Source organism: Caldithrix sp., assembly GCF_056497305.1.
The window spans coordinates 51,424-69,208 of sequence record NZ_JBSMDE010000079.1 but is presented as its reverse complement, the minus strand read 5'-3'; the positions used below and the strand labels follow the sequence as shown (position 1 = coordinate 69,208).

Below are 17,785 nucleotides of genomic sequence, written 5' to 3'. Positions count from 1 at the left end.
AATCTTTGCTTTGTAAAATTTGATTTCTAAATGATCATCTACTCAATCGTTTGGGATTGCCCTGTAATTAGGCCGCTTAAAAATTTTCGCATCCCGCTAAACGGGATTGAAGTTTTGAAGGAAGTATTCTAAAACCCGCCCAGATTAGCTTTACTTTATTGTTTGCCTTTTAAAATAGGCCCGATTTTAGTCAAAACTTTTTTTATTCCGTTTTGTCCTGCAATTCAGCCAGGCGATTTTACTCTTTATTTTCCTCATCTATTTGATTAAATTCTACCAGCAAACAGAGGAAATATCCATGACGGTCAAAGAAACAGTGCCCAGGTACGCATCGAAAAAGAAAGTTTTTACCTTTCAGGATTATGTAAACTTATCCGCTGACGACTCCCGCTATCAGTTGATCAGAGGAGAGTTGATTATGACGCCTGCGCCCAAAATTATCCATCAAAGAGTAAAAAGAGAGATTGAGCACGCCTTGATTTCACATGTGTCAGCACAAGGTTGCGGCGAAGTGTTTGACGCCCCCTGTGACGTTTACCTTGACGAACACAATGTGGTTCAACCTGATATTTTCTTTATTGCTGATGAGAATCTCAAAATTATCACCGAAGACAACATTAAAGGCGCGCCGGACTTGATCATCGAAATTTTATCGCCTTCCAGCGCCTATTACGATTTGGTAGAAAAGAAAGAATTGTACGAACAATTTGGTGTAAAAGAGTACTGGATTGTCGATCCAAAGAAAAAACGCATTGAGATTTTTACGTTAGAAAATAAGAAATTTGTTTTATTACAACGAGCAGAAAAAAACGAGATAGCCCGCTCAAAATTGCTTAAAGGTTTTAACGTTAAACTTAATCAGGTATTTAAAGAAATCTGATCACTTTTAAGTCTTTTTTTCATCCGCTATTACAGACCTAGAACATATTCTGCTTCCAAAATTTTCGCTTGATTTTTACAAGGTGTAATATTTATTTTAAAATCAATCTACCGAACAAAAAACATCCAGAAGTGAGAACAAAATGAAAAGTAAAATCTTCATTGGCTTTTTAATGTTGTTCCTTTCATCCTGTTATTTTGCGCCAACGCCGCTTTATGTACTGGAACCCGTCAAAAATCAAGGATTCTGGTTATGGGGGAAGTATTACCAAATTCAGCGTAAGGACAGTTTAGAAGTTGCCATCGCCTTTGATCGCTCCTGGGAAAATTATTACGTATTTAAAGCATTTATTAAGAACCAAAAACGTACGCCGGTATTGATAGCTCCTGAAAATTTCTATTATCAAAAGGCCGTCTTCTTCCACAAAAAAATTATTGTTGAACGAACTCAGGCCATTGATCCGGAACAAAAACTCGAAAAAATCTACAAACAAGAAGCGCGTGAAATTGCCTCTAACAGAACCGAGCGGGCTAATCAGGCTCTTGGTTCTTTTTTGGAATTGATAGCTAATTTAGCCGCACCCGAAGAGAACGAAGAAAATGACTCTCTTAACGATCTTGAGAGAGATGTTAATGATATTAAAACCGACCTGGAACATAAGAAAAAGATGCATTCCATCAATCAATTACGCAGACAATGGGAACACAAGGCCTTGCGCAAAACGACCCTGCCGCCAGGCTTTGAAATTCATGGTGATGTATTCTTTCCGATAAATGCCGAATTAAATGACATCATTATTCACATTTCGATTGCCGATGTGGATTTTTCTTTCAGATTCAAACAAAGCGTTAAAGACAGTTCAGATTAATTCAATTTGAAAACAATTTTGTGGGAAAAGGGAAGATGTTAAAAAAATATTTAGTCCTTTCTATTGCCATATTTTTCTATTCAATTCTTTTAGCCGAAGCGCCCGACACGCTTATCGTCAAAACCGAAAAGCACAAAGGTTTTGGCCCTTACCGACATGGGGTGCATCCTTTAAAAGCTTTGGAAAAAGATAACCCATGGTACAAGGCACAGCCTGAAATTAAGGGCATTCCTGATAGCCTTGAAAATTTATTAGTTGCATTTGAAGAGGTAGATTTTTTACAATTTGCCTATCAAAGTTTTAAAAAGGGAAAGATTAGCCGTGAGAGATTTGAGTCTACCAGAAATCTTGGCAAATTTGATCCGGACATGAGTTTTGTTTCGGAAGACTATTTAAAAGTAGATATACCAATCGCTGCCGGGTTCAATAAAAAAGGCCAGATTGTGGTAGTGGTTGACCGGAATAACAATTATGACCTGAGCGACGATCCCCCGTATATTATTCCACCGAAACTTCCGGGGCAAATCTATTGGGGAAGGTACCACGACGGTTTGCCTTTTGAAATAGAATATGAATATTTTGACGGTGAGCAAAAGAAAAAAGGCAAAACCTGGTTGTATGTGGATTATGATTTTTCAACGTATAATTTTCCGGATTCCGTACTAAAAAGATTGCCGTTACAAATTGCTACAAACTTTGCGGAATACCGTTCCGGTACGTTTGAAATAAACGGGAAAAAATACGAATTGGCCATTTACAACACGCGACCGGTTTGTCGAAATTTTACACTGTTGAAAGTTAAATCAATTTCAAAAGATTTTAGAAACAATGCCTATTCCAATGAAATTGGCGTTGGTGAAAAAATACAAATGGGAGATGTCTTTTATCGCTTCGAAAAGGTGATAAAGGCCGGAGAATATGTAATGCTGATCAAAGAATCCGAAATTGAAAAAGGTTTTGGAACGACGCCCGGATTAAAGGCCTTCCCCTTCGCGGCAACCGATATGCAAGGGAATACCATAGAATTGGAAAAATTACAGGGGAACTATGTACTATTGGATTTCTGGGGAACATGGTGCAAACCGTGTGTAGCCGAGATTCCGGTATTAAAAGAAATTTTCCAAACCTATTCCGGTAAAAATTTTAAGCTCATTGGCATTGCCAACGATGAGCAAATAAAAGTTAAAAACTTTGTAGAACAACATAACATTTTATGGCCGCAAATTATGCAAGAAAAGTCTAAAGAAATCATAAATCTCTATCAGATAAAATCGTACCCTACCACGTTTTTGATCGATCCTGAAGGCAAAATTATTGAAAAAAAGATCAGAGGCGAAAGATTGAAAGAAAAATTAAAAGAAATTTTCGGTTCTTAATCGAATAATACCATGGTTGATTATCACTAATGCGCATAATTAAATGAATTTTGAAAATTTCTTAACGTCCTTATCCGTTCTAAAATAGTTACACTAAAATTATTGATCAAGGTGTTATTATTGTTATGGGGATGTAGGCTTTTCTACTCTTTACTTCACTGATCTATTTGATTAAATTCTACCAGCAAACAGAGGGAACTTCCATGACGGTCAAAGAAACAGCGCCCAGGTACGCATCGAAAAAGAAAGTTTTTACCTATCAGGATTATATAAACTTGCCCGCTGACGACTCCCGCTATCAGTTGATCAGAGGAGAGTTGATTATGACGCCTGCGCCCAAAATTGTCCATCAGGAAATTATTAAAAGATTAGTCCTTTTAATCGCAGACTTTGTAGAGAAAAAAAGGATGGGTAAGATTTATTTCGCCCCCTGTGACGTTTACCTTGACGAACACAATGTGGTTCAACCTGATATTTTCTTTATTGCTGATGAGAATCTCAAAATTATCACCGAAGACAACATTAAAGGCGCGCCGGACTTGATCATTGAAATTTTATCGCCTTCCAGCGCCTATTACGACCTGGTAGAAAAGAAGGAGTTGTACGAACAATTTGGCGTAAAAGAATACTGGATTGTCGATCCCAAAAAAGAGCGTATCGAGGTTTTTGTTCTTAAAGACAAAAAATTTGTTTTAAAGCAGCGCGCAGAAGGCAAAGGAACCATCGCCTCCACCGTTGTCACCGACTTCAAAGTTCATCTGGAAACGATCTTTTCTCAGGCCTGATATTTTCGTTTAGCCTAAAAGTATTTGAAATCGACTTTAATATCTTCATTCGAAACATCCATGATGGCCACGGATTTTGCCTTTCCATAACGAGGCAGGCTGGCGCTGCCCGGATTGACAAACAAAATATCTTTAAAACGAGATTGTTCCGCCCGGTGTGTGTGACCAAAAATAACAATATCGGCGCATTTGTTCATTTTAAAAAGCTGAAAAGCAAACGTTTTGGGCGAACTAACAATGTGCGTTAAGCAAGCGCAATATTTGTCCAGCATGAAAAATTCGATACGCTTGTAACGGCTAACCAGCGGAAAGTGATCGCTATTACCATAAACAGCTTTAACAGGCGCAATGGTAGAAAGTTCAATAATCACCTGGTCATTGCCGATATCGCCGGCATGTAGAATGAGTTCCACGCCATCAAAAAGTGAAAAAACTTCGGGCGCCAGGCGCCCGTGTGTATCTGAAATCAATCCAACTTTCAATGTTTCTCAGGGTCTTTCTAAGATTCCACCTAATTTTCGATCTTCTTTTTTCAATAAAAGCGCAAAAAGCAGGCCAAATAATCCCAGGCTGGCAAACATCAGCATGCTCGCTGTGTAATTGTGCGTTTTATCGCGCAGCATGCCGTTCAGATAGGGGAAGAGAGCCAGCCCGATGTTCTGAATAAAGGTAATTAATCCAAAGGCCGTGCCTACCAATTCCTTTTTGACAATGAGCGGCACCGAGGGCCACATGGCAGCCGGAACCAGAACAAAGGCCGCGCCTAATATCATCATGGAGTAGGCCGGATAAATATGCGTCAAGCCCATCATCAGGTAACTGGGGATTAACAAAAGCGAACCAAAAATCATTAAGGTGGCGCGTTTACCCACTTTATCCACTAATTGACCGGCAAAGGGAGCCAGAACCATGGAGGCAAAGATAATGATCGATGAGATGCCGCCGGCCGTGCTGAACATGTGTAAAAAGTTGTTAAAGGCCTGATTGAAAAATCCGCCTCCGGTAGGCGCCACGCGGGCAATACCCCACTTATCGACAAAGAAATCGGTGGAGAGAGCTGTAAAGGGGAAGATCGCCGAATAGAACAGGACGCACAACATGGCAATGTACCAGAAGGCCGGGCCAAATTTTTTAACATCGCTTAAAACTAGTTTTTCCTCAGCGCCGGTTTCTTCCAGTTCCAGCGCTTTTTCGCCGTATCGATCCATGAAAACGTACACGATGTTGGAGACCAGAGAGAGCAGACAAAACAACATGGCTGCAATCAAAGCGTAACGGTAGCCGCCAAAGTGGTGCACAATCAATTCTCCGGTATTAAAGCTGAAGAGCGTTCCCAGACGACTGATGGTCAGGGCAATGCCAAAGGACAGGGCCAGTTCCTTTCCTTTAAACCAGCGCGAAAGAATGGCCGATTGGGCTACCACCAGAGGTTCCGAACCAGCCCCAAAAATAAAGCGACCGGCAAACACCAGGGGCAAACTTCCACCAAAAGCGACCAGGGCCGATCCCAGGAAGACCAGGGTAGAAAAAATCATGCTGGCCATGCGTGTGCCCAGTTTATCGATTAAAAAACCGCCAATCAGCACCGAAAGAATGGCGGCCATACTGTAAACCGTGTACAGTGTGCCAACCGTTTCGCGTGAGGCGCCGAGATCCTTAATGAGCGTCGGTGCAATGGCTCCAATAATATCGTAGGCAAAATAGCTGCCAAAGGTTAACATGGAGACAAAAAACAAAACCGTAAAACGGTAAAAACGGGAGGCCGGGTTAAGCCAGCCTTTTAGCAGAGTTGTCGATTGAGCGGTCATGTTCTTCCTTTCATCAAACTTCGTTATTCATAAAAATTACGGATCCAGCGATGTCGGGCTAATCGCTCTACCAAGTCCGCAGGCAGGGCGCCTTTTTTCACAGCCTGAATGTTGGCCATTAAATGTTCCATTTTTCGCACACCCGGGATGACCGTTGTGACGGCCTCAAACGAGATGACAAAGCGCAGCGCTGCTTCGGCCAGGGAATAGCATACACCGGCTATGTCTTTCTGTATTTCCTGTACACGTTGCCAGACCTGTTCTTTGCGATCGTCGCGAAAATAGCGATTGCGGAAGTCTTTTTTAGGAAAGGTGGCCTCTGGCCGGATGTTGCCGGTGAGTCCGCCTTCATCAAAAGGCACACGGGCAATGACGCTAATATTGTTTTGCTGACAAAAAGGAAAAAGCTCATCAATCGGTGATTGGTCAAAAAGATTGAAAATCACCTGAAACGAATCGATCAAACCGCTTTTAGCAGCCAAAATGCCATTGGTTGGTTGATGATCATTCATGGAAATACCAAAAAAACGCACCTTGCCATCTTTCTTCAAACGCAAAATGGCTTCTTTCCACTCGTCCTGTTCAGCCCAGGAATCGGACCAGACATGAAATTGTTGCAGGTCAACAAAATCTCTTTTTAAATTGCGCAGGCTGCGTTCCGTAGTACTAATAATGTAGTCTGTCGGAAAGCAGTCTTTTAATTTGTAAGAATCTTTTGCCGGCCAGCGAAAGTTTTTCGGCGGAATTTTAGTGGTGATAAAAAGTTCTTTGCCGGCCTCTTTTTCTACTTCTCCTAACAGTTTTTCACTGTGTCCCATGCCGTAAACCAGCGCCGAATCAAAGAAATTGATGCCTTCCTCAATGGCTTTGTGAAGCACACGTTTGGACTCTTTATCTTCTGCGCCGATCCACATGGTTTTACCCATGCCCCAGGTTCCTATACCCAGGCGCGAAACCTTTTCTTGCGATTTGTCAAACTGGCGGTACTCCATTGCCTTTCTCCCCTGTAAGTAAATTGAAATAATAGATTAAAAGCCAATATGATGCAAGCATTTTGTTAAATTTTGCCCAATCTTTTTAAAAACTAACGGCTTAGCGTGCAAAAATTTTTGTGCTAATATCTGAAACAGCTATTACTTGTTTATTCGGTAAAAAATTTCTTTTATGTTTCAATGAAAATTTGATTTTTCATTTTTTAGTTCACTTTAAAAGAAATTTTTAAATTTTTTCAGCAGGAACAGTCTTGAGTCCATGATGATTTTTTTATAGTTATAAAATCTCTTACTCTTTATGTATCGGAATATGAAGTGACCAATAACTTTTTCCAGATCAGACTTTTTTTTGCGTCCATTACGCTCAAATAAATCGCTGATTTCTTTTTAACAGCAAAAACAAACCTGTCAAAGTTCTTTTTGATTATTTCTCTGTTTTCATAAAACCGACTGTCTTACAACTAACTAAAACAAAAACAGGCCGCCGTTTTAAATATAGACGGCCTGTTTTGGAGGAGTGAGAGCTATTTAATCAAAATCATACGTTTGATGATATTTTTGTCTCTGGTGCGAACCTGAAAGAAGTAATTTCCGGAAGCAAAATTCCGGGCATCCCAACGCAATTTGTGTACGCCCGCTGGTAAAGGCCCCTTAAATAACTGACTAATCTTTTGCCCGTTCACATTAAAAATATTAACGGTGACTTCTTGTTGCACCGGTAAACCAAACTCAATGGTCGTAATGGGATTGAATGGATTCGGATAATTTTGTTTCACATAAAATTGTTCAGGAATCTGTGCTCTATTTTCAATCCCGGTATCCAGATGGTAAACAAATTCTACATAATAATAGGAACTGTCTTCCGAAACGGTAATCGTTTGCTGATCCACTTCGGGCACATAGTTGTTACCTACATAAGGAGCATGAATCACCCAATCTCCTTCACAAACTTTAAAAAAGTAACTGGTATCGCTCTGCATCTGGGCTTCAGATACATATACATTGGGATAGAGACCCTGTGTAGAAATCTGCTCATAATATTCACCAGGATTAGGCACATGGGCATTACGCAAATGGACTTCAATGATGGCATGGGTGTAATTCAAAATAAAATTCAGATTATTTACAACCCCATTATTCACAACCACATGTTCGTAAAGATCGGGGAAAGCCAGATAGTCCCAGTCCCAGCATCGAAAACGCACGTCGAACGTGTCGTTTGGTACGGAGATCTTATATTTGAGTGAATCCCAGTTGATGTTCCCATTGTACCACTTCGACCAGTTGTCGGCAAAAGCCTGAACCTGACAGCTTTCCAGATTGCCATCGGTTGGATCACCCTCATCAAACGATAATTGTCCTACAATCTTACTATTGGTTTGTAAAAATTTAAAGCGCACCGTATCGCCCGGCCAAGCAGGACGCCAATTCCCGCCTTCCAGATAATAGCCCTCCGGAACCTCCAATTCTCCGTAATCGGTGTTCACCAGACGCACATTGTAAGTAAAGCCATTTCTGACATGGATCTGAGTTAAAAATTGACCATTAAAATGAGAGTAAGATTGCCCTGTCACCTCGGATGTGGCCCAGGCTTCATAGTCAAAGGGTAGGGGGTTGCCATCCATTTCCGCATAAACATAAATCACGGTATCCGTGCTAAACACACGGATATTTTTTTGTACGCTATCGCCTTTACTCAGATTAAAGGAATAATCCGGATTATTCCACATAACTGGCAGCATATAATCGGGCACAAGCTCGTCTGACCAGAAATAGAGCTGGAACGGAACATCGACAGAGTCAGTTTCTGCAAAAGGTACAGCCGATTGGTAATGGCCCTGCACTATAGTAAATTCCATTTCATCAAAAGTGTGTAAATTTTCAATACTCCCCCATCCTAAAACAGGAATTAATTGATCATTTTCATCGATGACATCGCCAAAAATGATGGCCGAAGGCTTAAAAAGATTAAACAAAAAGGGCCCGTTTCCCCCGCTTTGAATGAGCACGTTGTGATAGGAAATGGAATCTGGTTCATATCCCTGGAACTGGGATTCAAACATGTAGCCAATTTTAAAATTTTTACCAACCGCCTCATCCGGTAAGTTAATGGTAAACTGCCCGTTTTCATCGGTCAGGCCACTAATAATGCCCAGCTCATCATTTTCCGAAGAAGCCTCAAACATAAAATTGGCCAACTTTGCATCCGGAGGCGTAACGCCTTCGATGGACAGGCTGCCGTTTACCCATACTGTTACATTGGGCTTGGGATCGATGTGTAAAGGAGCAACGATTTCCGATTGATCATTCTGATCTACTACTTTAAAGAGGTAATCAGCCGGAGCAAAACCAAAAGGGCCCAGCTGTGTGTAAATGATTCCATCGGGCACAGAACTTGAATCACCAGGTCCTTCTGTCTCGGTTTCACCATCGGTTTGTTTAAAACTTATTAACAACACATCCGCCTCATCCACGGTTTGATTGGCATTCACATCAATCATGATTGAAATCAGGGCCGAACCGCCAGTTACCGAAAGGTCGTACTCCCAGGCGTAAAAATCAAATTGCGTTAACGTGTTGCTTTCTGTGCCGTTGACCCAGTTTTTAAAGTAGGTGGTCGCATGCCCCAACTGCAAAGAGAAAACCAGGATCATTAAAAATAGTACCAGCTTTTTCATCAACTTACCTCCTTTGCTCATGGTTTTAAAGCGTCATTTCGAGGAACCCGAGAATCGGAATAATGAAAAATCTTTTGTTTTTGCTGAGATTTTAAAATTTCTCGCTCCCGATAAACCGAAATTCGAAATGACACCTATGAACATTTTACAAAACTCTAAATGTCTTCTTACTCGCCTCTCAATATTCGGTAAGCTGTGTGAAAAAATTAGCACTATTTGAAAAACATGATGCCAGCCTTTTTAAGAAACCAAAATTAATTCGTTTAATTCAATAACTTTACCTTCATGGCTGGCATCTTTGCCACCAGGAAAAACCAGGACGTACAGATTGCGTTGAAAATTGACAAAGGAAATTAAAAGTACTATATTACTGTTAAACTTGATTAACATCTGTTAGGAAGAAAGAAAATGCTTAAAGATACCTGGAAAAAATTTGATGAGATTGAGTTAACGCATTCCAGTGTACACCATTTGATGGCCATGCATGAGTTATTGTCGCGCAATGGCTACGTCCGCGGTGTAGATATCGCTAAATATCTGGGCATTAGTCGTAGTAGTGTATCTATTACCATCCACAAATTGGTAAAAAAGGGCTACATTCGAGAAGATGAAAACAAGTTTTACCATTTCACAGATAAAGGTCGTGAATTAATCAATAATGTCTTGAGCAAACGACGGATTATTCGCCTCTTTTTTGAAAAGGTATTAAATATTACACCCACAATGGCAGAAGAAGAAGCCTGCAAAATCGAACACCTTTTAGAAGAAGAGACCGGGCAGAAATTAATGAATTTTATCGGATTTTACCTTTCCGATCAGAAAGAGGCCCAAAATTTTCGCAAAGCATTTGATCATTTTGTTTACGATTGCGCAATGGTAGAGTCATGTGAATTCTGCGAATTGGAGTGTTATTTTGCCGGGAAACAGGAACAGGCATAAAAAAACGCTCCGCTTTTCAATATTGCTGCAGAGCGTTTTCCCGGTTAAAAGTCTTTCATTAAATGGCCCTTCGAGACAAAGTATCTCTTAACAACAGGTCCATGGTCTCCATTCTTCAACCAATTTCCATCACCGCTGAGACTTTTTGACGCTTTTTTTCCTTCACAGTAGCTAATGAATGTTTGAGGCCATGCTGCTCAGAACTTCACGTACTTCTCTGCCGGCAAATTACACACCGGACATCGTTCCGTTGGCTTGCCAATGTGCGTGTGGCCGCAAACCGGACATATGTAAACTTCTTCAACCTCAAAATCTACACCTTTGGAAACCTGTTCTAAAGCCAATTTGTAAAGCTCTTCGTGAATTTTCTCGGCTTCTTCGGCATAATGAATGGATCGCTGAGCGCCCTTTTCTTCCTGCAACTTTGCCACTGCTGCGTAAGCCGGGTACATTTCGGTAATTTCAAAATTTTCACCATCAATACCAGCCTGTATATTATCGGCCGTTTTTCCTAACAGCCCCAACTCCCTGGCATGGTTGGTGGCATGGACCTGCTCGGCGTAGGCGATGGCTTTAAATAATTTAGCCACGCCTTTGAAGCCTTCACGTTCGGCAATTTCGCTAAAAGCCAGGTATTTCATGTGGGCCATGGATTCGCCGGCAAAGGCATCCAGCAAGAATTTTTCTGTCATCTTTTTCATGTTTTTTGCTCCTTCTTGTTAAAACCCGATGATGCCTTAAATTTGTTAAATTTTTCCTTAAGGCACAAATTCACCTGATTAAAACGACCTTTTTCCAGCGCATTAATGGCCCGTGTTTTAAACGCACAAAATAAATTCCGGTGGGCAATTGTTTACCGGCTTGATTCCGGCCATCCCACGTAAAACCATAGACACCCCGGGCCAGTGATCCCTGGTAAATGGTTTTAACGCGTTGTCCAAGGCTATTGAAAATATCCAGACAGACATCCATATCTTTTAAGAGGCGAAATTTAATTTTAACCCCTTGAGTGAAGGGATTGGGAAAACCCTCTGCCAAAAGAAAGTACTCAACGCCAATCGAATCGGCCTTTATGGGAGGTAAAGCCTGCCTTGGGCCGGTAGGAGATTCAAACTCCGGAAAACTCTCATAAGCTTTTTTAACGGTGGAGATCAATTTTTGTAAATTAGCCAGGGCATCCAGTTGATCTCCCATAGAATAATTGGCAACATAGGCATACACCAGGTCCTGTTCCTGTCCGGGCCTCATTGTGAAGGGGCGGCAATTAACCATAAACGCACTATTACTGGGCCTGGTGTTATACCCTTTACCGTCCACATCGCCTACACCTGTTACCGGATCTCCTGCCAGAGGCCAGGGCGTTGAGACAACGCCGAATTGATCACCAAGATAAAAGGGGAACAGCTGTCCATTGCTGGCAATGGCGCCATAGCCCTGAAGATTGGCAAACACATCCAGTGTACCTTGATAAACGCCAAGCCTGGGATAGGAAAATGCATCGCCTGCAGCGGTATACCAGAAGGAGGTCATAGGTAAATTTTTGTAGCCTTCTATTCTTGCAAAATTTTGAATGGCCACAGCTTCTGTACTGCCCCCTGGAGCAGTACAAGTCCAATGGCTGGCGGTGCCATGCCCAATCGATCAAAGACCACATCATTTTGATAACCATTGTAAGCAAATCCATAATTAAACGTTGTGTCACAACCGACAAGATCATCTGCAAAGCTGCCCAGTTCACAATCTACAAAATGACCCACAAACATGGAATCTATCTGAAAGCCGGATTTATTAATCAACTTAAAGCGATTAAAAACCACTGAACTCAGACCGCGCCGATAACTCCACACGGTAACCTGTACTTCTAAACCCAGGGGCAATGCGCCAAACATACCTTTAGCCTGGGAGGGGGTAGCATCGTTAACCACATACCAGATTAACTGATCGGCACCTAAAAGGCCCGGCTCATCGTAGTCGGGATCATACTTTCCATTTTCATTTCGATCATAATACGGGGCTCCAAGATCAGCCGGCCACTCCTGTAAATTTCTCAAATATTCCTGGCGTAAAGTATCTGCCTGCATCTGCGTCATGGTTTCCTGCGGGATGCCCAGCAGTAAAGCAACTTCCTTTTTTAAAGCCTGTTCATCCATATTAAAAAAATCGTTCCTCCAGCGGTACAGTCGCACTCCTTCCTGATCAGAGGCGACAGCCTGCGGCCATTTGCCCGGGCTTCCGGGCGTAACAATCCAGCCGGCCTTCACTCCGCTTTCATAGTAAGAGCCTCCTGCTCGTAAGGCCGGTTGTCTGCCATCACTTGACTTCCCGCACCAGACTAGCCCCCCATTATAAATTACAGGGGCTTCCTTTACAGGGAAAAAGCCTCCCCCTTCCGGTTCACTTTTGGTAAAATGGACGGGACCCAAGTAATCGTTGGCATAATACATAATCCACTCATTAGCATGCATTACTCCATAATGCTCAAGCACCGTTTTTAATGATTGCCCGTACAACGGAAATGACAAAAGATAAAGGCAAAGTGCCAGATAAAACACAAGCCCAAAATTTTTTCTGGGTTTCATGGCCACCTCTTTTCTTTAGCCTTTTTGACAATCAATGATGATATTGCAGGAATACACTTTTAAATTAAGCAATCCAGAAACGGAAAATCAAATTTTTCTCGAATTTTTTTGAAACTTCTTGTAAATTATCTGAGTACTTAAAGCAAACTCGTTGACAAAAAATTGGGGAGTATGTTTCAAGAATGGGATTCTGGGGAAAAGCCGTGGGAGTTGGTCTTGGATTTATGTTAGGCGGACCATTGGGCGCAGTATTGGGCGGTATTTTGGGCCACATGTACGATGAAGAATCAGATCAAAAACGCGTCGGGCCTGGTTTGCGCTGCCCATATTGTGGCAGACAGGTGCAACCGCTGAGGGATGGTCACTGCCCAGTTTGCGGCAACGATTTGCGCAAAGCAGCACCGGGTCACCCTCAAAGTGAACTGGATCGGCAATTCCTGTTTTATGTTACCTTAACCTCTCTGGCGGCCAAAATGGCTAAGGCCGATGGCCAGGTAACAAAACAAGAAATCAACGTTTTTGATCAATTCTTAAAAAATGAATTACAGCTCTCCACAGAAGAACGCAAAATCGTGGCCCAAATTTTTAATCAGGCTAAAAACTCACCTGAAGATCCTATGTCCTTTGCCCGGCAATTTAAAGAGCTTATCGGTTACCAGCCAGAAATTTTACAAACCATGGTGCACCTGCTGTTCCGCATTGCCATGGCCGATGGACATTACCATCCGCAGGAAGAGCAATTCATTCGCCAGGTGGCAGACATTTTTGGTCTGAGTCCATCCGAATTTGAACAAATCAGAGCGCTGTTTGTTAAGGTCAATCATAAAGCTTACCAAATTTTAGGCCTGACGCCCGAGGCCAGCGTTGAAGAGATCAAGGCGGCTTACAAAAAGTTGGTCTACCAGTACCATCCAGACCGCCTGATAGCCAAAGGAATTCCTGAGGATTTTATTCAACTGGCCAATGACAAGATGGTAGAAATCAACGCCGCCTACGAACAAATCCGTAAAGAACGGGGCTTTTAAATTCAACAAAGGAGAAATGACAAAATGGAGGAAAAACCCATTCGTCCTGAAGCCATCGATGAAGAACAATACAAAGATTTTTACAAAAAATTGCGGAAACAAATTGATGATTTCCTGGCCAAAAAAAATTTTGAACATGGCGATCTGCTCCTGTTGGTGCCCGATTTTTTTCATCTGCTTTACAAATTAATGCGTGATCCGCGTGTGCCCGGCGAAAAGAAATTAAAATTGGCAGCCGTGCTGGCCTATTTCATCACCCCGCTTGATATTTTGCCGGAAGCCGTGCTCGGTCCGATTGGCTACATGGACGATCTGGCCCTGGCTGCCTATGTGCTGAATGATTTCATCAATCAGGGCGATCTGGACATCATTTACGAACACTGGGCCGGACGCAGTGACGTGCTGGCCAGCATTCAAAACATATTGACCGTAGCCGATTATTACCTGGGTAAAGGGCTCTGGAACAGAATAAAGAAAAATTTTCGTTAACGAACTCTATTTACAATCTGCCCGCTCATCACAAATTAAAATTATTTTAAAGCTCTGTGTCTGTAATTTAAATGAATCCACTCTTAAAAGGTTTTTGATATTTAAACACAAATACTCTGGAAGTAAGACTGTTGTTATTGTGGTTAAAAACATCTCAGCCTGATGAAGTATGATTCGAAATGATAATTTGCCTATTGAAAATACTTCCCTTCAAAGTTCAGACATTTTATTGGGCCAAAATTTGTTTTATCGTTGAATAGCCTCTCCGGCCGGCTTATTAAACAGGAATGTGGAAATGGCTTGTTGAGAAAACATACCCGACACAGGCCTTCTCATTTCCGCAAAACGATCCGGAAGTGAACTAAGGCAGCACAGCCGTAACCCAAAAACTTCTTTAAAAAATGACAGGCCGATGCCCTGGAACCCTTTAACTCTTACACTATTAAATCTTCTCCTACAACAGCGGAAGTTATTTCACGAATTAGCCCTCACCCCCTCGATCCCCCTCTCCCAGAAAAAAATCTGGGAGAGGGGGAAGGCTTGGTGGGGGAATTTTCTCACCTGTATTGAAAACACCTTTCACGAACAATGGAAATTCGCTATGTCAGCCCGATGCTCATTCAACAAATCAACAAATCAACAGTTTTGCTTCTTCACACTGCACAAAAATTTTCGCACGCTAAAGTGGTAGATCTTTTAAGGGAAGCATTCTAAGCCTTCCCATGTAAGGAATTCTTTCCTCTTAAATGGGGATTCGGCATGATTCTCAGCTCGGGCCTTCACCGTCATGGCACAACTTTCCCCTTTAAAAGACAATATGTAATTTTTAATTAAAAAGAACTTTTTTGTACCCCTTAGTGGCTTTTCTGTGTTTTATGTTGTTGACTAATAGTTGTGGCTCTTCTGTTCCATTTAATTGTATTGAAAATTCGCTGTAAAATTTTAGGCGATATCGAGGGCACCTTTAAATAAAACTTTTTTTATTTTTAATTCGATTGTAAATTTTCTTATCTCCAAAAAACAAAATACACTGCTGCGCAAATTCGGCAAGCCGTTGTGAGACGCAGCGTTAAAATCAAAAAGAAGGAGACTAAAAATGCATGATTTGCAAAAGATTTTGCGCCCCAAATCCATCGTTTTGATTGGCGTTTCTCGCAAAGAAGGATCGCTCGGTAAAAAATTTTTAGAGGCTCTTTTACGCCTCGATTTCCGGGGCCGTCTTTTCATCGTAAATCCCAAAGCGACTGAAATCAATGGCGTTCCCAGTTTTCCCTCGCTGGCCGCGCTTCCCGAAACACCCGATCTGGCGGTTATTTTACTACCGGCGCCCTCTGTGCTTGATGCGTTAAAAGAAATAGGTGAAGCTGGCATCAAAGATGTAGTGGTCATCAGTTCCGGATTTAAAGAGATCGGTGGTCCGGGCCTGGAACGTGAAGATCAATTGAAAAAATTAGCTGGGCAATATCAGATGAATTTGATTGGGCCCAACTGCATGGGCATTTTCAATACCGATCCTGAGGTACAGTTAAACGGAACCTTTTCGCCTACTTTGCCCAATCCGGGCCATGTGGCCTATGTTTCGCAAAGCGGCGCCCTGGGAGTGGCCATCATGGAGTTGGCAGCTAAAAGCGATTTAGGATTTTCCGTTTTCGTTAGCACCGGCAACAAGGCTGTGGTCAGCGAGCCCGATGTTCTGCATTTTCTTAAAAATGATGTCAACACCAATGTGGTTACCCTTTACCTGGAGAGCATTGATCAGCCTCAGGCCTTCATGGAAAACTGTAAGGCGCTAGTTACCAAAAAGCCTGTGCTGGCTGTCAAAGCCGGACGCACGGACAGCGGTCAAAAGGCAGCTTCTTCCCACACGGGCGCTCTGGCCAATCCGGAACACATCGTTGATGGCTTTTTAAAACAGTGTGGCGTCATTCGTTGCCAGACACTGGAAGAGATGTTTGATCTGGCGCGTGCCCTCTCCGTTCAGCATTTACCAAAGGGACAACACGTGGCCATTGTGACCAATGCCGGCGGACCGGGTATTCTGGCCAGTGACGCTCTGGAGGCTGCCGGCCTGGAACTGGCCCGCTTCTCTCAGGAAACCATCGACCGATTAAAAAATATTCTACCGGAAGAAGCGGCGGTCGGCAACCCGGTTGATATGATTGCCAGCGCCGATCACGACACCTACCACGACGTTCTGGAAGTTGTACTGGAAGACCCGCAAGTGGATAGCGTTATTCTAATCATCGTTAAGCCACCGGTCAACACAACACCCAAAATCATTGCCGAACATCTGGAACCGGTGGTCAGCAACTGCGCCAAGACCATCATTCCGGTGCTGATGGCTCAAAAGGATGAAAATGCCGGACTGGAAGTGTTTTCCCGCTTGCACCTGCCTGTCTTTTCATACCCAGAATCGGCCGTAAACATCTTAGGGAAAATGTGGACATACCAGAATATCCAGCAGCGATTCTTCAAATCCAAAGCAACAACCAAAGCCGCTACCTTGCGCATGGAGCCCCTGACCGGCAAGAAAGGCGAACAAATTCCCCTTAAATCTTTGTTGGAGCTGCTGGATGAATACAAAATTCCAGTGATTGATTCTAAAATCACTTCATCCTGGGAAGAACTTTCTGAGTTTTTTTACAAACACGATGGAGCTTGCGTTTTAAAGATCGCCAATGAACAGATCATCCACAAAACCGAACAGGGCCTGGTTAAGCTTAACTTAAATTCCATTGCCGAATTAAAAAGCGCTTATGAAGAGATGCTCAAACAGGCGGAAATGGTTCTACCTAAAGGGCTCGAACCGCTGTTCCTGATTCAAAAACAAATTAGCCAGGGATTGGAACTGGTGTTGGGTGGGAAGCAGGATCCTTTATTTGGCCCTATTTTAATGGTCGGTTTGGGGGGTATTTTTGTGGAAGTTCTACGCGATATAACCTTTCGCATAGCGCCGCTTAATGCTTACGAAGCCGAAGAGATGCTGAGCGAATTGCAGGGCCAGAAACTATTGAATGGCTTTCGAAATATTCCACCACTAGATCGATTTAAGTTCGGTATTTTGATTCAATATTTTAGTCACCTGCTGGCGGAACATCCGGAAATTGCAGAAATCGACTTAAATCCTCTGATCTGGACTGCTGGCATGGAGTTCCCCATGGTGGTTGATGTGCGGGCTACCTTTGGTGGTTAGAATACTTCCCTTAAAAGATCTAATCCCGCCACAGCGGGATGCGAAAATTTTTGTGCTGTGTGAAGAAGCAAAACTGTTGATTTGTTGATTTGTTGAATGAGCATCGGGCTGACATAGCGAATTTCCATTGTTCGTGAATGGTGTTTTCAATACAGGTGAGAAAATTCCCCCAC

Annotated in this window: 15 protein-coding genes; 8 read left to right on the top strand and 7 right to left on the bottom strand. The window is 42.5% G+C overall.

The features are described 5' to 3' along the window. Window positions 1-298 precede the first annotated feature (298 nt). From ACWB0I_RS07090 to ACWB0I_RS07075, 4 genes are all read left to right on the top strand, one after another. Window positions 299-880: a Uma2 family endonuclease gene (locus tag ACWB0I_RS07090; RefSeq protein WP_479387355.1), complete on the top strand. Its 582-nt coding sequence runs from the start codon at window positions 299-301 to the stop codon at window positions 878-880. A gap of 142 nt (window positions 881-1,022) precedes the next feature. Then, the gene (locus ACWB0I_RS07085; protein ID WP_479387354.1) at window positions 1,023-1,748 is read left to right on the top strand and encodes a hypothetical protein; all 726 of its coding nucleotides are present in this window, start codon (window positions 1,023-1,025) and stop codon (window positions 1,746-1,748) included. Window positions 1,749-1,783: 35 nt separating this feature from the next. Beyond that, a complete protein-coding gene (locus ACWB0I_RS07080; protein WP_479387353.1) occupies window positions 1,784-3,124 on the top strand; it encodes a TlpA family protein disulfide reductase in 1,341 nt (446 codons plus the stop codon). A 203-nt stretch (window positions 3,125-3,327) separates the two neighbouring features. Beyond that, entirely contained in the window at window positions 3,328-3,909 is a 582-nt protein-coding gene (locus ACWB0I_RS07075) for a Uma2 family endonuclease (RefSeq protein ID WP_479387352.1), read from the top strand. Window positions 3,910-3,923: 14 nt separating this feature from the next. Here ACWB0I_RS07075 and ACWB0I_RS07070 read toward each other — a convergent pair whose 3' ends face one another. The 4 genes from ACWB0I_RS07070 to ACWB0I_RS07055 form a co-directional block, all read right to left on the bottom strand. Beyond that, complete coding sequence (locus ACWB0I_RS07070; protein ID WP_479387351.1) at window positions 3,924-4,391, bottom strand: metallophosphoesterase family protein; 468 nt, start codon at window positions 4,389-4,391, stop codon at window positions 3,924-3,926. A gap of 6 nt (window positions 4,392-4,397) precedes the next feature. Further along, entirely contained in the window at window positions 4,398-5,717 is a 1,320-nt protein-coding gene (locus ACWB0I_RS07065; RefSeq protein ID WP_479387350.1) for an MFS transporter, read from the bottom strand. 23 nt (window positions 5,718-5,740) lie between these two features. Further along, window positions 5,741-6,709: an aldo/keto reductase gene (locus tag ACWB0I_RS07060; protein WP_479387349.1), complete on the bottom strand. Its 969-nt coding sequence runs from the start codon at window positions 6,707-6,709 to the stop codon at window positions 5,741-5,743. Between the two features lie 524 nt (window positions 6,710-7,233). Continuing rightward, on the bottom strand, window positions 7,234-9,387 hold the full coding sequence (locus ACWB0I_RS07055; protein WP_479387348.1) for a T9SS type A sorting domain-containing protein: 2,154 nt from the start codon (window positions 9,385-9,387) through the stop codon (window positions 7,234-7,236). 408 nt (window positions 9,388-9,795) lie between these two features. Here ACWB0I_RS07055 and ACWB0I_RS07050 point away from each other — a divergent pair, with 408 nt between their 5' ends. Continuing rightward, on the top strand, window positions 9,796-10,326 hold the full coding sequence (locus ACWB0I_RS07050) for a metal-dependent transcriptional regulator (RefSeq protein WP_479387347.1): 531 nt from the start codon (window positions 9,796-9,798) through the stop codon (window positions 10,324-10,326). Between the two features lie 197 nt (window positions 10,327-10,523). Here the strand turns inward: ACWB0I_RS07050 and ACWB0I_RS07045 are convergent, their stop codons facing one another. From ACWB0I_RS07045 to ACWB0I_RS07035, 3 genes are all read right to left on the bottom strand, one after another. Continuing rightward, on the bottom strand, window positions 10,524-11,027 hold the full coding sequence (locus ACWB0I_RS07045) for a rubrerythrin family protein (RefSeq protein WP_479387346.1): 504 nt from the start codon (window positions 11,025-11,027) through the stop codon (window positions 10,524-10,526). Between the two features lie 70 nt (window positions 11,028-11,097). Further along, on the bottom strand, window positions 11,098-11,904 hold the full coding sequence (locus ACWB0I_RS07040) for a FlgD immunoglobulin-like domain containing protein (protein WP_479387345.1): 807 nt from the start codon (window positions 11,902-11,904) through the stop codon (window positions 11,098-11,100). Continuing rightward, complete coding sequence (locus tag ACWB0I_RS07035) at window positions 11,877-12,905, bottom strand: hypothetical protein (protein ID WP_479387344.1); 1,029 nt, start codon at window positions 12,903-12,905, stop codon at window positions 11,877-11,879. Before ACWB0I_RS07035 ends, ACWB0I_RS07040 begins: the two co-directional genes overlap by 28 nt. A gap of 182 nt (window positions 12,906-13,087) precedes the next feature. Here ACWB0I_RS07035 and ACWB0I_RS07030 point away from each other — a divergent pair, with 182 nt between their 5' ends. The 3 genes from ACWB0I_RS07030 to ACWB0I_RS07020 all read left to right on the top strand — a co-directional run bounded on the left by ACWB0I_RS07030 (window position 13,088) and on the right by ACWB0I_RS07020 (window position 17,612). Continuing rightward, window positions 13,088-13,930, top strand: coding sequence for a TerB family tellurite resistance protein (locus ACWB0I_RS07030; protein WP_479387343.1), 843 nt, complete (start codon window positions 13,088-13,090; stop codon window positions 13,928-13,930). A 24-nt stretch (window positions 13,931-13,954) separates the two neighbouring features. Further along, window positions 13,955-14,419 (top strand): YkvA family protein, encoded by a 465-nt coding sequence (locus ACWB0I_RS07025; RefSeq protein ID WP_479387342.1) that lies wholly within the window; start codon window positions 13,955-13,957, stop codon window positions 14,417-14,419. Window positions 14,420-15,515: 1,096 nt separating this feature from the next. Further along, window positions 15,516-17,612, top strand: a complete 2,097-nt coding sequence (locus ACWB0I_RS07020; protein ID WP_479387341.1) for an acetate--CoA ligase family protein — start codon at window positions 15,516-15,518, stop codon at window positions 17,610-17,612. Window positions 17,613-17,785 lie beyond the last annotated feature (173 nt).

Excerpts from the sequence above, each read along its gene's own strand:
- ACWB0I_RS07090 (WP_479387355.1), top strand. The coding sequence starts at position 299 with ATGACGGTCAAAGAAACAGTGCCCAGGTACGCATCGAAAAAGAAAGTT.
- ACWB0I_RS07085 (WP_479387354.1), top strand. The coding sequence starts at position 1,023 with ATGAAAAGTAAAATCTTCATTGGCTTTTTAATGTTGTTCCTTTCATCC.
- ACWB0I_RS07080 (WP_479387353.1), top strand. The coding sequence starts at position 1,784 with ATGTTAAAAAAATATTTAGTCCTTTCTATTGCCATATTTTTCTATTCA.
- ACWB0I_RS07075 (WP_479387352.1), top strand. The coding sequence starts at position 3,328 with ATGACGGTCAAAGAAACAGCGCCCAGGTACGCATCGAAAAAGAAAGTT.
- ACWB0I_RS07065 (WP_479387350.1), bottom strand. The coding sequence starts at position 5,717 with ATGACCGCTCAATCGACAACTCTGCTAAAAGGCTGGCTTAACCCGGCC.
- ACWB0I_RS07060 (WP_479387349.1), bottom strand. The coding sequence starts at position 6,709 with ATGGAGTACCGCCAGTTTGACAAATCGCAAGAAAAGGTTTCGCGCCTG.
- ACWB0I_RS07055 (WP_479387348.1), bottom strand. The coding sequence starts at position 9,387 with ATGAAAAAGCTGGTACTATTTTTAATGATCCTGGTTTTCTCTTTGCAG.
- ACWB0I_RS07050 (WP_479387347.1), top strand. The coding sequence starts at position 9,796 with ATGCTTAAAGATACCTGGAAAAAATTTGATGAGATTGAGTTAACGCAT.
- ACWB0I_RS07045 (WP_479387346.1), bottom strand. The coding sequence starts at position 11,027 with ATGAAAAAGATGACAGAAAAATTCTTGCTGGATGCCTTTGCCGGCGAA.
- ACWB0I_RS07035 (WP_479387344.1), bottom strand. The coding sequence starts at position 12,905 with ATGAAACCCAGAAAAAATTTTGGGCTTGTGTTTTATCTGGCACTTTGC.
- ACWB0I_RS07030 (WP_479387343.1), top strand. The coding sequence starts at position 13,088 with ATGGGATTCTGGGGAAAAGCCGTGGGAGTTGGTCTTGGATTTATGTTA.
- ACWB0I_RS07025 (WP_479387342.1), top strand. The coding sequence starts at position 13,955 with ATGGAGGAAAAACCCATTCGTCCTGAAGCCATCGATGAAGAACAATAC.
- ACWB0I_RS07020 (WP_479387341.1), top strand. The coding sequence starts at position 15,516 with ATGCATGATTTGCAAAAGATTTTGCGCCCCAAATCCATCGTTTTGATT.